The 16,176-nt window shown below is 38.2% G+C and carries 11 protein-coding genes; 1 reads left to right on the top strand and 10 read right to left on the bottom strand.

The window, feature by feature from the left end; all coding sequences use genetic code 11:
* Window positions 1-117 precede the first annotated feature (117 nt).
* From C8270_RS07120 to C8270_RS07090, 6 genes are all read right to left on the bottom strand, one after another.
* Window positions 118-2,520 (bottom strand): S-layer homology domain-containing protein, encoded by a 2,403-nt coding sequence (locus C8270_RS07120; protein WP_106496169.1) that lies wholly within the window; start codon window positions 2,518-2,520, stop codon window positions 118-120.
* 287 nt (window positions 2,521-2,807) lie between these two features.
* Window positions 2,808-4,739 carry a M28 family peptidase gene (locus C8270_RS07115; RefSeq protein WP_106496168.1) on the bottom strand — a complete coding sequence of 644 codons (1,932 nt, stop codon included), beginning with the start codon at window positions 4,737-4,739 and terminating at the stop codon, window positions 2,808-2,810.
* Window positions 4,740-5,713: 974 nt separating this feature from the next.
* The gene (locus tag C8270_RS07110) at window positions 5,714-7,612 is read right to left on the bottom strand and encodes an alkaline phosphatase (protein ID WP_106496167.1); all 1,899 of its coding nucleotides are present in this window, start codon (window positions 7,610-7,612) and stop codon (window positions 5,714-5,716) included.
* Between the two features lie 392 nt (window positions 7,613-8,004).
* Window positions 8,005-8,910 carry a nucleotidyl transferase AbiEii/AbiGii toxin family protein gene (locus C8270_RS07105; protein ID WP_106496166.1) on the bottom strand — a complete coding sequence of 302 codons (906 nt, stop codon included), beginning with the start codon at window positions 8,908-8,910 and terminating at the stop codon, window positions 8,005-8,007.
* Between the two features lie 910 nt (window positions 8,911-9,820).
* Complete coding sequence (locus tag C8270_RS07095; RefSeq protein WP_234028507.1) at window positions 9,821-10,990, bottom strand: glycoside hydrolase family 3 N-terminal domain-containing protein; 1,170 nt, start codon at window positions 10,988-10,990, stop codon at window positions 9,821-9,823.
* Window positions 10,991-11,046: 56 nt separating this feature from the next.
* Window positions 11,047-12,528, bottom strand: a complete 1,482-nt coding sequence (locus tag C8270_RS07090; protein WP_106496163.1) for a zinc ribbon domain-containing protein — start codon at window positions 12,526-12,528, stop codon at window positions 11,047-11,049.
* A 275-nt stretch (window positions 12,529-12,803) separates the two neighbouring features.
* Here C8270_RS07090 and C8270_RS07085 point away from each other — a divergent pair, with 275 nt between their 5' ends.
* Window positions 12,804-13,625, top strand: coding sequence for a zinc ribbon domain-containing protein (locus C8270_RS07085; RefSeq protein ID WP_106496162.1), 822 nt, complete (start codon window positions 12,804-12,806; stop codon window positions 13,623-13,625).
* 98 nt (window positions 13,626-13,723) lie between these two features.
* On the opposite strand, the gene C8270_RS19875 is transcribed toward C8270_RS07085, so the two are convergent.
* The 4 genes from C8270_RS19875 to C8270_RS07070 form a co-directional block, all read right to left on the bottom strand.
* A complete protein-coding gene (locus C8270_RS19875) occupies window positions 13,724-13,885 on the bottom strand; it encodes a hypothetical protein (protein WP_158701642.1) in 162 nt (53 codons plus the stop codon).
* A gap of 291 nt (window positions 13,886-14,176) precedes the next feature.
* Window positions 14,177-14,686, bottom strand: a complete 510-nt coding sequence (locus C8270_RS07080; protein WP_106496161.1) for a glycosyltransferase — start codon at window positions 14,684-14,686, stop codon at window positions 14,177-14,179.
* Window positions 14,687-15,211: 525 nt separating this feature from the next.
* Window positions 15,212-15,592 (bottom strand): type II toxin-antitoxin system RelE family toxin, encoded by a 381-nt coding sequence (locus tag C8270_RS07075; protein WP_106496160.1) that lies wholly within the window; start codon window positions 15,590-15,592, stop codon window positions 15,212-15,214.
* A gap of 1 nt (window position 15,593) precedes the next feature.
* Window positions 15,594-15,983, bottom strand: coding sequence for a hypothetical protein (locus C8270_RS07070; protein ID WP_106496159.1), 390 nt, complete (start codon window positions 15,981-15,983; stop codon window positions 15,594-15,596).
* Window positions 15,984-16,176: the final 193 nt, after the last annotated feature.

The raw sequence follows: 16,176 nt of genomic DNA, 5'->3' as shown, positions 1-16,176 counted from the left end.
TATTTTCCTCCCTTTTTAGGTGGGACATGGGGACAGGTTAGGTGTCCCACACCAAAAGCCTTGCCTGGCGCTGGTCTGCGGGTGGGACAAGGGACCTGTCCCCATGTCCCATTCTTCTTATAAATCGATTTGTACTAAAACTGGTTCGTGGTCGCTTGCTCTTCCGCTCATTTCTGTGAAGTCGGCGTTTACATGGATAATGTCAATTGCTGTGTTTTCTGCTAGGTGATTGCTTACTAGAATATGGTCAAGTACTTGGGAATTTCCTTGATAAACATAGGAATATCTTTGCTCAAGTGGTACTTCATTGATCATATTTGTTAGTTCATCACCAGTTAATATTTCTAGTGGCTTGGAGAATTGGAAATCATTCATATCACCAAGTACGACGACATTCGCATCGGCATTATCTTTTTGAATATCTTCTACAAAACGATTGACTACTTTTGCAAGCTCAACGCGTTCTGCTTCACTTCCCAATACAGGTGGCTGTGTGGAACCAAACGCGCCTGTATCCCCACTTTTAGAGTTCAAATGGTTCGCAATGACAACAACATCTTCTCCTTGGAATGTGAACTGTGCAGCAAGTGATTTACGTGTATCTTCAAATACAGGGTTGTTTGGTTGGATACGGCCAGGATTTAACGTTAATTCACCGTCCTGGTAAGCTACCGCATCATTTGCATCGCCCTGCGCTTTATCACCCGTTAGACTAACACGTTCCGGATTATACAAGAATCCTACACGAATATTCGCATCTGGCTTGCCACCATCAGCATTATATTCTGGGTTAATGTTGACATATTCGTACGCAGGCCCTCCAACAGCTTCTATTTCTGAAATTAATCGTTCAAAACTTTTAGAGGCATCTGCATCATTTGGGCCTTCCTCTCCCCCGTTATTATCCTGTACTTCCGTAATACCAATGATATCAGGGTTGTTCATATCACTTACAAAAGCCTCGGCAATACGCTGTGCTTTTTCATCAGGAGTCTCATAGTCATCCGCATTTGCAGAAAAGTTTTCTACATTGTAAGAAGCAACTGTTAATTTCCCTTCTTCTTGTGTAATCGTCGTTTTCTCCTGTGTAGTTCCACCATCTTGATAGATCGCTTTCATTTTATCTAAATCTGCATAAACCTTATAGTTGGAAAAACCATAATTCACTACTCCCGTAACTTCACCGTTAAATAGGTCACCTGTTTTTACATCAAAATCACGTGCATCTCCATTTGGATATAACTTGAACGGTATGGCTTGAGCATTTTGTCCAGTCGGTTTTAATAAAACACCATCATTCATCGTATCTGTTTCGAATTCTTGGGTAACAGTAAAAATATCACCGTGTTCTTGCGGTGCTACAGCTTTTGTTGGATCCACTGTAACGCGCATTCCTTCTAAACTCTCCCAATAATCCAATGCGTAACTGGAAGGGTCGAATACTTCAAATGTTGTCTCATCAGCGATTTTTTCAGGAATACCGCTTGACGTAACCTTCACTGAACCAGGTAAGGCAACATCACTTTCTTCTACCGTTACACTGCCACCTTGGTCATCCCTTGCATTAATTTCTGTAATCGGAAGGTCTGTTTCTTGACGATCACCATACCCGTCAATAGCATATTCATCGACCTCCCCAGAAACGGTGACACGATCCCCAACCTCAACAAGATCATTTTTACCAAGATATACAACAAGTGCCTCTGAAGTAGCCGGATTGTTATCATATTCATCTTCCGGTTGTTGCAAATGGAAATAATGTGATCCATTCATTTCGTATTTGTAGGTAACAATGCCATCTATATTATCGACGCCTTTCCCGTTAAAAGGAGAGTAATGTGTTGCTCCCTGAATATGATGAATTTCAGGTGAGTCTACTGCTTTTAGGGATAAATAAAGCATCGTGGAAAAAGCACCACGCGAGATGGATGCTGCTGGTGCAAAATCTTCCAACTGATTTGTGATCCCTAAATTAGCCAATGTCTGGACACGATCCTTATGAGAAGCGTCTACATTGCCTAAATCAACCGCAACATCGTTCGTATTCGTATAATAATCATTTAAATCCAAGGACATATATAATACGGTTGCCATTTGTTCTCTAGTTATCGGTTCATCCGGTTGAAAACTGCCATTTTCCCCTTTAAAAACTTCAGCCTCTGTCACTGCTGCGATTTCATTAGCATATAAATCATCGGCATCCACATCATCATATGCCTTTAGTACTTCCTCAACATTTTCCGGTGTTTCTAACTCCATCGCACTTGCCAAAATAACCGCAACATGCTGGCGACTGATGTCATTCCATTGTTTGAAAGTGTCATCCGGAAAACCATGCACATATCCTTTCTCTGTCAGACTCTTGATCGCATCATAATGAGAATCATCGGCATCCACGTCTGTATAGTTCCCTACGTCCGCAGCCGCTACCGCCATAGGTGCAAGTGCCACCCCAGCCACAGCAGCCGTCACAATCGTCGCCCCAGACCATGCACGTAACTGCTTCTTGTCATCTTTCATGTAATAAAGCCCCCTTAAGTTATCACAAATAAATCTAACAATCTCAAAAATGCAAACCCTTACAAAATTAGATCGCAATACGATTATAATGGAATTCTATTAAAAAAACTACCAAAATACGAAATATTCCGTTTTGGATGGGGCGGGACATGGGGACAGGTTAGGTGTCCCGGCCCGAAAGCCATATTTGGTGGGGATCGTGGGTGGGACAAGAAACCTGTCCCCACGTCCCACCACAAATAGCCCTGCGAGGATTGTTCCTCCACAGGGCTTTCGTTTCGTTATTATTAATCTACTGGGCGGTCCTCAAATTGGTAGTCTACAAATCCTTCTGCAACTTGATCGTTTGCTAATGCTGGTGTTTCTGGGCGAACGATTTGGTAAGCAGATGAACCAACAATCTCAGCAACTTGTTGTAGCTTTTCCTTGCTAATTTTATCTATTGTATCTGTTGGCTGATGGTACCAAGGCTCAACAGGCGAATGGATAAACAATGCTGATGGAATACCTACATCATGGAATGGCTGATGATCACTGCGTCCTAATTGTCCGTATGGAATCATTTCTGTTAATGTTCTCGAAACTGATGCGGCTCCTAAATCCGTGACAAGGTTTTTCTCACCGTCAATTGTATACATGATTAAACCACCAGCAGGGTTATCATCTCCGGCATCACGACCTCCAATCATATCCATTTGGAAGTGTGCGACCATGCGATCAATTTCACTTTGCGGAAGTGAATCTACATAATAAGAAGATCCAACAAGTCCTCTTTCTTCTGAACCAAACGTCATAAAACGAACCTCTGTATCAATCGGAGAGTCTGCATAAATTCTTGCTAACTCAAGTACAGCCGATACCCCAGAAGCGTCATCATTTGCACCAGGACCCCCGGGAACAGAATCGTGATGACCGCCAATTGTTACAAGTTGACCAGTATCTTGCTCTGGATCTGGTTTCATGGAAGCGATTACGTTATAGGAAGTCTTCTCGATTTTTTCAGTGTTAACATCTAACGTAGCCGAAACTTCTGATGAATCCAATTGCTCAACCAATTTTTGTCCAGCTTCCTTTGTAATAGCGGCTGCAGGGATATTTTGACCATTACGTACTTCGCCAAAATAGTTTCCATTATCGTTATTGTTGAACATGATTACACCTACAGCACCTTTGTCTAGAACGTTCTGGACCTTTTCAACAAAGGTCAAATCCCCACGTTTTATTAAAGCAATTTTCCCTTCTACGTCCGCCACTTCCTTAGGTGATGCTTTTCCAACATACTTAAGCGGCGCTGTTACCTTACCACTTTCACTTCCGTTAAATGCATGTGGTGATTCAATCTCCGTATCGCCAATTTGAACTTTAGCTTCTGATTTATAATCATAGATAGGAAATGGCTGAATTTCCGTTTCATATCCCAGTTTCTTAAACTCGCTTTCGATGTATTCTACAGCTCTAACCTCGCCATCCGTTCCAGCTTCCCTTGGGACTTCAGATAAATAGGCAATGTTGTCGTACATACTATCAACATTGATATCCTTAATAATTTTGTTATCGTAAAGCTGATACTTATTTCCTAGTTCATCAACTTTTTGTTCCAACTTATAAAGCATTGTTGAAAAGGCACCACGGCTAATAGGTTGTTGTGCCCGATAATTTTCATACTGATTCGTAATGCCAAGGTTAGCCAAAATTTGAACGCGTTCTTTATGTGATGCATCAACATTATCTAGTTCAATCGCCTTTTCCTCAGCTGAATTGTATTCTTCTAGGTCTTTTGCAAGTAAAATAACCGATGCTACCTGTTCACGGGTAATCATCTTACCGGGGTGGAAAGAACCGCTACTCCCTTTGAAAATACCTGCCTCGGTTACCCCAGCGATTTGCTTCGCATAGATATGCTTGCTGTCAATGTCATCGTAAACACTCAACACATCGTCAAGATCTTTTGGCGCCTCCAAGTCAAATGCTTCATACAAGATAACAGCTACTTGTTGCCGCGTAATATCGTCCCATTGACCAAACTTGCCATTTTCATACCCTTTGACAACGCCTTCTTTTGATAGAGCCATGATACCCTCATAATGGCTGTCACCTATTTTTACATCCGGGTATGAATCGGGTGCTGCTGAAGCAACCGGTACAAAAGTTAAACTTGCTGCAGCCGCAACAGAGGCTATTGTACCGGTAAACCTCCTAAAAAACTTCTTATCTACCATTAATACTTCCCCTCCTAAGGTTTTTTATATCAGGAGTATTGAAAACTCCATTGATAGTAGAATTATAGAAAATAGCGGTAAGAATAAAAATACCTTGACGAATACAGACATTAATTTATGCCGCTCCCAAGGTGTCTTTCTTATCGATATTCAAATTTTAATAACATATGACTTAAACATACTTCCAAAGGATAAAAATGTCAATGAATTTATTGAATTTTGAGACTAAACTACCAATTTAAATAATGGGACATGGGGACAGGTTCCTTGTCCCACCATGCCACTTCTTTTTTGACAAAAGTGACAGGCACCCTATAACAAACCCTAAGAATAGGACAATCATCCCATATCATAGGTTGTTTTAAGAAAGGACTGACAGCGTATGAGTAACTTCAAAAGATTACGTCCCAGTGATTTGTTATATATAAACTTAAGTGCAATGGAACGTCAAATATTAAAGGCGATACTCTAAGCCAGAAAAAGGAAAGTATTATAAACAAAATTTTTCTGGAGTCTTTTAAAAATGATCACAATAAGGAATATCTCTATATTCTCATCCTATACTTAGGATTTAATATTACACAGGAACAGCTAAAATACATCGGATGGATAAGAGGAAATGGTATAAAATTCGAGGAATGTCAGTTAACCCTCGAGCAGGAGCATCAATTAATTGATAAGTCGTTAAATCTTAAAGAGGATTATTTAAGTCAAATACGATTGATGATAAACGAAATGCGAATTAGCAATGGCGATAAAATGATTTTTTAAATTCCACTGGGACACGGGGACAGGTCCCTTGTCCCAGCAAAATCCAACTGAAGGATATATTTAAGCATTGAAAAACCCCCATTAGTCTACTAAAACCAAATCCTGGGGGTTTTCTCATCTATACATTCTTATTGCTACTGCGGGACCGTTTCCAACCTTACACTTTCGACAAAATTCGGGAAGTGACAGGCACTACTACCACCCTACCGAGAAAGATACAAGAAAGTCGCAAATTCTCCGCGGGTAACTGCATCATTTGGGCGGAAATCTTCTAGTTGATTGGTAATTCCAAGGTCTGCTAAAATTTGGACGCTAGCTTTGTGCGAATCACTAACATTCTCCAAATTAATATTAACATTATTTTCATTGCTTTCAAGGTCAAATGCATTTACTAGCGTTGTTGCCATTTGTTCCCGTGTTAAATCTTTTTTAGGCAAAAAGCTTCCATCGCTGCCGTTAAACAAACCAGCTTCTCCAACAGCTGCTATGAACTTGGCATATTGATCATTTGCATCGATGTCATCGAAATAGTTTTCTACTTCTTCAGCATTTGGAACGTCTAACCCTAACGCTTTCGTAAACATAATTGCGGTATGTGGACGAGTAAGATCGTTGCTAACACCAAATGAACCATCTTGATATCCTTTTATTCCCTTTTCCGTTAGCCATTGGATACCTTCGTAATGAGAATCCCCTGGCTTAACATCGGTGTAATCTACTTCAGTCTCTTCTTCTTCATTTAAAATTTTAAAAATGTTTTTGGCTTGATCCGTATTATCAATTTTACCAGCAAACATTTCTTCACCTGGGCCATATGCATAAACTGGAACATCGACTCCTGTATGCCCACTAGTCGTCCAACCCGTTGCACTGCGCACGTCTATAATTTTCTTTATCGCAGAGGAAATACTATCCTGGACTTCTTCTGGGTTTGCATTTTCCTTGGCATCGATAATAGATTGAATTTCTTCCTTTGTTAAATCAAGGTCGATATTTTCCGTCAATGCCGTTTCTACATCTGCACCTTCAACAATTTGTTCTGAAATATAGTCTGGTGAATGTTTGACAGATTTAATAACCTCTGGATGCCAAACGTAATCATGCTCGCGTCCAACCGTAAGCCCACCTGTAGCATGGTCGGCAGTCGCAACAACTAATGTATGACCATCTTTCTCAGCGAATTCAATCGCTGTCTTAAACGCTTCAGCGAAATCCTTCATTTCACTCATTGCGCCGACAATATCGTTATCGTGTTCAGCCCAATCAATTTGGGACCCTTCAACCATTAAGAAAAATCCGTCCTCATCTCTATTTAATCGCTCAATTGCAGTGTTTGTCGTTTCAGCTAAAGACGGGATATCTTCTGTACGATCGATCATCATTGGTAACGCAACAGGCGCAAACAGACCTAGGATTTGCTCATTATTATCGTTAAGCAGTTCTTCACGATTCGTTACGTAACTATAGCCATCTTTTTTAAATTCCTTAACCAGGTTGCGGTCCTCGCGAATAAAATAATCCGTTCCACCCCCAAGTAAAACATCGATTTTATGCTTACCATTAATTAGTTCATCATAGTATTCATCCGCAATTTCATTATAATTATGCCGTTCGACCGCATGAGCACCATATGATGCAGGTGTAGCATGGTTTAATTGAACGGTAGCAACCATTCCAGTCGCTTTCCCTACCTCCTTTGCTCGTTCTAGAACTGTTTTTACGTCATTTTTATCATTGTCTACAGAAACTGCACCATTATATGATTTTATCCCTGTAGCCATTGCTGTCGCCCCCGCAGCAGAATCTGTAACATTTTCATCATCATCTTCTGGAAAAGTAGATTGCATACCTACTAAATATGGATCGAAAGCCATGTCGTCCATTAAAGAAGTTGACGTGTCATCATCTTCCATATAACGATGAGCTGTGATAGCAGCTGGTCCCATGCCATCCCCAATCATGAAGATGATATTTTCGATTTCACCCTTCGTTTTTTCCGCTGCACTAGCTTTAGTTGTCCCAATTCCAACAAAACTAGATAGCACCAAGACAGATGACAGCGCAACCGGTGCTATTTTCCTACTGATTTTCCCCTTAAACACTGAAAAACCTCCTTTATTTGATAATGATCGAAATATTTCAACAGTGATTCTATAAAACTATCACTCTAATGTCAACGCTTTCACCATGGATTTCATAAAAATAGATTGATAGTCCTGGGTAGTTCGGTCGGTACTTATCACAAACATTGGCGATAGTGGCATACAACTTGGTGGGTATCTTATCCGGAATACGTATATACCATAACAACAAAACATATATAAAAAGTTACGGAAATGAATTCAAAGGTACATTAAAACATCCATTCACAAGGAGAAATTTCAGTGGCCATAGCTGAGGTTGCAATGCTAAGTAGTGACAAGTGAAAACACTATAAAAAAACATAAAAATAGTATGAGGTCAGCCCCCATACTATTTTTATGTACCTAAATGGTTATTCCCACTCCTGCAATTGACAATTCCACACGTTAAAGAATTCATTCTCATTAATAATAGCTTGATAAATAGGATATAGAAAATTGCTTATTGCCTTCATTACCATGTGGGATTCCAAGTCATCATCCATAGAACCCATTTGACCTACAAAGTCGTTCCATTGTTTAACCCGTGCATCATCCTCGACAAATGATTGGGAAAATACAGCCTGTTCTCTTTCTAAATGAGTACCTCTTTTTTGAAATGTTTCAAAGACAGCCTCTAACAAAACACGTCCATCGAAATTTTTAGCAGTTAATAATGTGTAAACATCGTACAAATTGGCCATCTTGTCATCAGCTGACAGTGATAAAATCGAATCAAATTTTTCAGCTATGACCGATTCTGTTGAATATCCTAGAATTTGCAGTGGATTCACACTGATCAATGTCGGATAGAGCATATCTTGTGGTTTCGGCACAATAATATCACCAAAACCAATATCCAGTTGTAATTCCTTTTTCACGTTTCCAAATGACGCTGGAATTTTCACATGGACACCTTCATAATCTACTGCGATCCGCTCTACAGTAATATTATCCTTACCATACATCACGCCATCTTCCCCATTGGAAATAGCACAAATTGATTCAAACGCCGCTTTGATGTATGGAATATCATTAGGAACTTGTTCAGCCAAGAAGCTCATCTCTTTTACCGGCCTTGCCTTAAACTGTGTGATAGAAAATAAAAAGAGATCCCCTTTAAGCAAAAACTTATTTCGATATTCAGACACGGACAAGCGTTGCAAAAGACGCTCTTGCAAATACAACATTACGATGGAATCAAATGCCTCTCCATTCTGTTCCGCAACATTTCTTAATTGTTCTTCTTTTGAAGATTGTATATTTATAATTTCTTCCATTATGTAACACCCCTACAATTTTAATAGATTTACTGTCCAAGGTTGCAAAGAAAAAATACATAGCCACTATTTGAGTAGAGAAGCGAACATGATAATCCCCCATGGCAGAGCGAGATCCCCTAGGCATTTGGTTCCTTGACTCATGCTTGTGGAGGTTCACTGAAATAATTATGTAATTTTCGTTTCAAAACTATGTACTAGACCATTGCAGTTTTGTGTTAAGCGCAAAACACATATTCAATACTATTACAACTAACAATATTATATCCTAAATATAAGATATAGGATATAGACTGAAGCTATTTAGGGGCTTCCAAATTTTAACCAAATTAATAGTTATTGTATATTAAAAGCAAACCTACTAGCTGATACACAAAAAACCATACTTTGAAAATTTTTCAATCTTAAACTTTAATTGAGCTCAAATTGAATTTATACTTTGATGTTATTTATCAAGTGCTCTAATTCTTCCCACTCCTTTGCTGAATTCCTAAGACTTTCCTAATTAGACAGAAAGACTCCCCATTAGGTATCCAGGTTTTTAATCTGTCTATCTAATAGGGAGCTCATATTCCCTCCACAGGACTTTCCTTGAATTCTATCACTTTAACACTTTAATGCAGCGAATGTCTAACCCCTTACACAAATTAAAAAGCCTTGCTAAACCCAATACATTAAAATGGATGTTCTTCTAGTTGATCAAACGTAAAAGCTATATCTCGAATAAATATATTTTCTAGCATTTCTGGCGCACAACGAAAAATAAAACTTACTGTATCCGTGTTAAATTCCAAAATCAGCAGTCCATCGTAATAATTGGGACATGGGGACAGGATCCTTGTCCCAGCCCAAAAACCATGTATGACGCGGGTTACAGGGTGGGACACCTAACCTGTCCCCATGTCCCTGCCTACCCCAACTTAAACTCCAAAACTCTCCTCACCGAATCGTCAATTTCCGCTTCTGATAGCTTTCCATTTTTAACAGCATCCAAAATCCCGTTATATACCTGTTCTTGGCTTTCAAGGGTATGACAGACAAGTAAGAGATCGGCACCAGCTTTTACAGCGCGGTATCCTAATTCTTCATACGCATATAAATTACTCACTGCTCCCATTTCCAAATCATCGGTAACGACAATCCCTTCATATCCCAACTTCTCCCGCAGCAATTGTTTAACAATAACAGGGGAAATACTCGCCGGAAGTTTTTTGTCATAAGCTGGATAAATGAAATGGGTTACCATCACAAAATACTTGTTTTGGTCAACCTCTTCTATCATTCTTTTAAAAGGATAAATATCGCTGCCTTCCAAAACATTTTTCCCTGCATCCACAGAAGATGATTCTACATGGGGATCGATGTTGCTTCGACCATTCCCAGGAAAATGCTTCAACGTTCCTACAACAGACGATTCGGCAAAACCGGTTATCACTTGTTTTCCAAACTGGTAAGCTTTTTCCGGGTCCTCTCCAAATGAACGGGTATCTGTCGCTGATAAATCTAGGACTGGTGCATAGTTAACATTAAATCCCATGTCAGCTAATTCTTCTCCAGATCGCTTGGCAATTGAAAAAGCTTTCTCTTTATCGCCTTCTTTGCCAATTTCCTGTTGTGCTGGTATAGGTGATACATGATCGCGCATTCGGACAATATCTCCACCCTCTTGATCGACGCTTATAATCAGAGGAATACCATGCATGGAATCCTTCGCTAAGGTTTGCAGATCTGCATTTAAAGCCGTGACTTGCTCAGGTGTTTCCATGTTGCGCTCATAGAGAATAACACCGCCAACATGATAGTCTTCAATCATTGTTTTAATCGATTCATCGACTTCTGTACTTTGAAAACCAACGACCATTAGTTGACCAATCTTTTCTTTCAACGTCATCGATTCCAAAAGCGATGTAATTTTTTCATCGACATCGGGTTCTACCGATTCATGATCCTTTGGTTGAATTGAAATTTCTTTCGTTGCTGCTAAATGGTTTTCTTTCCCATGATTCTCCGACGTATTTTCCATGGAATCTACCTCAGCTACTTCCTCTGAATGAAAACTTTGATAGATTCTAATTCCCAATACAACACCCCCTATCAAAAGAAGGGCCAAACCTATAAACATAACTGACTTTTTCATCATTCCGTCCAAGAATCCACCTTTTCTAATTCCGTTTCATCTAATCTCCACTTTCCGCTTTCCTTTACAAGTGTCCAGTATCCTTCCCATTCCGAAACAAGCGTTGAATCATCCTCCTGATTATCATAGGACGTCATTTCCAAATATGCTTTTGCCGAATCACCGTCAATACTTTCGACCTCCACGAATGTCACATCATCACTGATATTTGCTTTCAAGCCTTTTGCCCAGCCGTCTACACCAAATTTATCTTTCATGTTAGAAGAAAACAAGTTGTATGCAGACTTAAAATCATCATTAGAAATTCGTTTGTAATGGTCATAAATTGTTTCTATTACCTCATCCGATTGTTCTTCTAGTTTTACTTGTTTTTCCATTTCTGCTTGCGTCAATTCATATTCTTCATCATAATCATCGTAACCAAGATTCAAATCTAGATCATAGGTGTCTTCGGTAATCTTCACCTTATCACTTTTTTTAACACCTGTTGCGAATTTCTTTTGTGCAAAAACTTCCACGGAGCCATTCATTGGGATAGGGCCTAATTTTCCGATGTTATTAATCGTTTTTTTCGTGCTTTTTTCATTTACATATAGGACCGCATCACCATTATCCGAATACAGTTCCACATAATTATCCGAGAAGTCAAAGGAAGAAGCAGCCTCTAGTTCTTCTAAATTTGAAAAATCTACTTCTTGCGTGTTTTCTACTTTTCCATAATTTCCTTCTACAACAGCTTTTACGTTATAGATTCCAGGCAAAAAGGGTCCAAGTTTCTTTTCATTTTCACTATTTACCGTTCCAACCTCTTTATCACCAATAAGAATAGTCGTTTTGTCTTCTGTTGACGAAACCTCCAGGTAAACTGGTAGAACTTGAACAACATAATGATCAAACAAGAGCCACTTTTTCCCATCCTTTTTCAAATTTGCTAGAGTATGGTCATTTGAATCAGAGGCAGCTAGCGTGTCATTTGAACTCGTATCCAGCTTTTGAACATCCTTTTTCAATTGATCGGAAATTGCCGTAATCATTTGTGGACGATCCTCTAAAAATGCTAGAAAAGTTTTCACATCCGCCTTTGTTGCGTCCATTTCCAATTGCCCTTCATTGATAAAGTTTCTAAGTTGAGTCACATCTTTTTCTTTCACGGCTTGAATAAATCGGTCTGACACAGCCTCAGGACTCATCATTATTTTATTAATTGTATAATAGCTTCCAAACAAAGCGATCACAAGAATAACCGCGATAATCGTAATTACTTTTGATTTTTTACTTTTGAAAAAAGGTTTCTTTGTCCTGTTTTGCCGAGTATCTTGCGTTTTTTGCGTATTTGCTGTATGTACAGATTGATTTTCCACTGGCTTATTTTGCTTCGATATTTGGTCGGTCTCTACCGCTTTTTGTACGGTTGTCCCACATTCTGGACAGAACTGAGCCTCTTCCTTCAGTGAATGCCCACAGTTCTTGCAATACTTCATCTCTTTCCCTCCGGATTATGTTATAGTCGGAAAAACTTACTCTCTATTATTATTCGTCTATCTTTTTCATAATATGAAGTCAAAACCAGGAATTTATCCCCGCTTTCATTTAGAATTTAGACTGCTAGCAATCATTATGTAATTCGTTCTTACCATGTCTATACTAAAATTATACTTGTACATTCCAGATGTTTGCAATTCTCTAGTGACAAAAGACTATTGCTCTTGTAATATTAGATTGTCCTAAACAAAATACATATAAGGGAGGATAAGAAATGCTAACATGCTCCAATTGTAATCACGAACAGGAAAGTGGCAAATTCTGTGAAGCATGCGGTCAGCCAATGTATGTGGATGTGGATCAGGCCGAGTCCCAGCAAACAGTTGCCGCGTCAACGGAAACCAGACCAAACCAACCAAATCCTGCGACAGAACAGACACTGCAGCCGAATCAAAATGTGGAAACAGCAAAAAAAGCGCTCAAGCAGTACTGGGGATATTTTCTTGACTTGTTAAAAAATCCATCAACTGCATTTACAGTAAATGAAAGTTATTTACTTAATGGAGTCATTACAATCGCTCTTTATATGGTGCTATTTTCATTAGGTGTGTATTTTTATGCGAATTCTATTTTTAAGTCATTTGGATCATTTTTTATGTCGGATTCATCCTTACCATTTACGATTGTTTTGCAATTAATTATTTTCATTCTCATCATACTTGCTGTAGCCTTTTTCAGCGCATTTGCCATGATTAAGATTGGAAATCATCAAGATTCTATCAAATTACTACTTGCACAATTCGGTAGTTTACTTGTCCCATTTACGTTATTAAATGCAATAGCCTTTTTAGGTGGGATTATCGGTTCTGGTCAATTAATAATGATACCGATCTCAATCTCGCTGCTTTTTTCCATCGTATTCGTGCCAGTATTGTTCGTTTATGAAAAAGTAGCTACCATTAACCAACACGGGCAAAAAGTCTACCTCAGCCTAGCGACAGTTATAATTATGTCCATTATATTTTATATATTAGGAGACGCATTATTATCAAGCCTGCTAGAAGATTTGGATAGAGTCTTAGGGTATATTTTTTAGTGGGACATGGGGACAGGTTTCTTGTCCCAGGGGGAAAACCACGTATGGCGCGGGATGTAGAGTGGGACACCTAACCTGTCCCCATGTCCCTATTAACGTTAAGCTCTATTATCCTCAGGAAGTGACAAGCACCCAGCTAATAAACCCATCGATTGTAAAATATCATCAATATTTTCATCTTTATGATAACCTAAAGCAATCATCCCTTGATCCACGCTGATATAGCCTTTATTCACATACTCTTCTATTTTTATAAACAATCCAATCTAAAACAGAAGATCTGGTAGTATATATCAGAATCACGTGTTCATAGAAGTATTCCCTAATAACCGTTTCATTTGAATCCACACTCGTTAATACAACTAATTTTCCATTCGCCCGTAAAACAGGAACAGCTTTAATTGTTTGCAGCAGCTCTTTATCATAATGGTTAATATATTGATTAGCATAATGAATATGTGAAAAGTCTACATATGTTTGCTGCGTAATGTCACATACTGCTTTCGTAATATCCTTTTCAGATACAAGCCCTAGCTTCCGTAGTGTTGTACCTAAAATTCATATGGATGAACTAAATCCTCCGAGTCATGAATCACTACAGCACTAAACTTCAAATGATATTTCTGTTCAAAATCATATATATTTTTTATGACATTATTTAAATTATCTGCCTTAGAGCTCGGCCCTTCCAATATATGAATAATTTTGTGTACATGATCAAATTCTTCTTCAAGCTCTTTTGCAACTTTTAATGTAACAGGATCATTAGGGTAAACTCCTAAAAATATATGATACATAGATTTTGGATATTGATTCGATCGAATTAAGTTGGTAATCACAGACTTCAATACATTCTCTTCATTATATGCTGCTACAATAATAGCTAGCATTTTTGGCGGTGTTGCCTCAATACTCCCCACATCAATACTTGAAACTTTAATTTCCCCAAGTAATTTATTGAATCCATAATAAATATCCCATATTACATCATCAATACTTATCAAAATAATAGCTAGAACAAAAACCAGTCCAATAATATAAACAATTTCATTCATGCTCATTCTCTCCTAATCACAAGCAATCTATATTCATAGCAGACTGTAGAACACTTTTGAAATCTTACCCTGTTATTTTCTTTCACTAGATTTAATTTTTGAAAGCAACAATTCTCATTAATTAAATCATGTGCAGTATTTTCTGCCAGCTTCAATAGCTTCCATTAGGTTTTTGTTAACTAACTGATTCAGTTACCTTCTCTCCACTAAACTAACCTAGATATTATATCACCCATCTTAGTAACGAAATATACGTAACTTTTACCAAAATAAAAGGGGCAATTATCAGCTGGCTAATCAGCCCTTTCGTCCCTTGTCATTGGCTACGGTGTTATCCATCAAACACAGTGTTGTTTTTCATGAGTTGTAGATAAACGGTGGGAATAGAAAATGATGATTCGTGGAATTTTTTAAAATGAGAGAATAAGAAAAGCCCTGCGAAGATTTCTCCCCCACAGGACCTTCCATTCATTCAACACATTCGTCCCGCATCATTAAAAAAAGCCTAACATACTCAGTTAGGCTCAACTATTATTTAATATTATCCATTTGGTAAAAGAACTTTTGTAAACGTTCTGTTGCGATTCGGTATGCTTTTTCTTTGTTTCTCGGGCCAATTGCAATTACTTCCATTCTTATAGGTCTCTCGTCAATCGGGCGATACACTATTCTAACATTGAGTGTTTTAGATTTTATTTTAGCAAAACCATGTAAGTCTCCGTGTAAAGATTCTGCTACTCCATCTGGTTTAAATAAAGGTCCTTGTTTTGCCCTTCTTACTATTTCTAATAATACTGTTTGTCTATGTCCTTTATTAATCGCTTTAATATCTTTCTTAACATCCTCGGCAAATTTTAATTCTACATTATACTTCTCTAATATTAGTGCCTGTAATTCCTCAAAGTTTTTCAAATCATTCTTCCTCTAATAATTCCATTAGCTCATTCATGTTGATATCCTCCTTATCAAAGGTATCCGATAAAGAGTTATTTGCCGGTTTGTTTGCTCGAGTATTAGCTTCTTCTATAGCGACTTTATCAAGCGATTCTTCTAATATTTCTTTAAAATGTAGCAATTGCTCAAAATATTCAAAGTCAACCATAACTGCCTGGGCATCCTTCTTTTTCCCATTTTGAATAACAAATACCTCATCCGACATTCCGTTCGAGAAACTATCAAGTATTTCTGACAATTTATTGCTTCTTGTTAAGTCCGTAACATTTAAAACATTTTTTCTTAAGAAATCTAAAGTATTAGAATTTGCAATAGGATGGTATTCCTTTGTCATTACAAAAGCACCCACTTTCATCATTCCTCAACCATTAGTATATGCATTAACGATCTTTTTATACTTATATTATACACATCATTATACACATAAAACAACACATAACATCTAGTGTCCTAAATATTTCCGACGACTAATGTATTGGCAGTTGATTTTTGGGTCATTTCTGTACCAAGAAGTCCTGGAGAGGAGTTTCCACAAAATTTTT

The sequence above is a fragment of the Lentibacillus sp. Marseille-P4043 genome, assembly GCF_900258515.1.
GTDB lineage: Bacteria > Bacillota > Bacilli > Bacillales > Amphibacillaceae > Lentibacillus_C.
The sequence above is the reverse complement of the archived record's forward strand: the minus strand, read 5'-3'. Positions and strand labels throughout refer to the sequence as shown.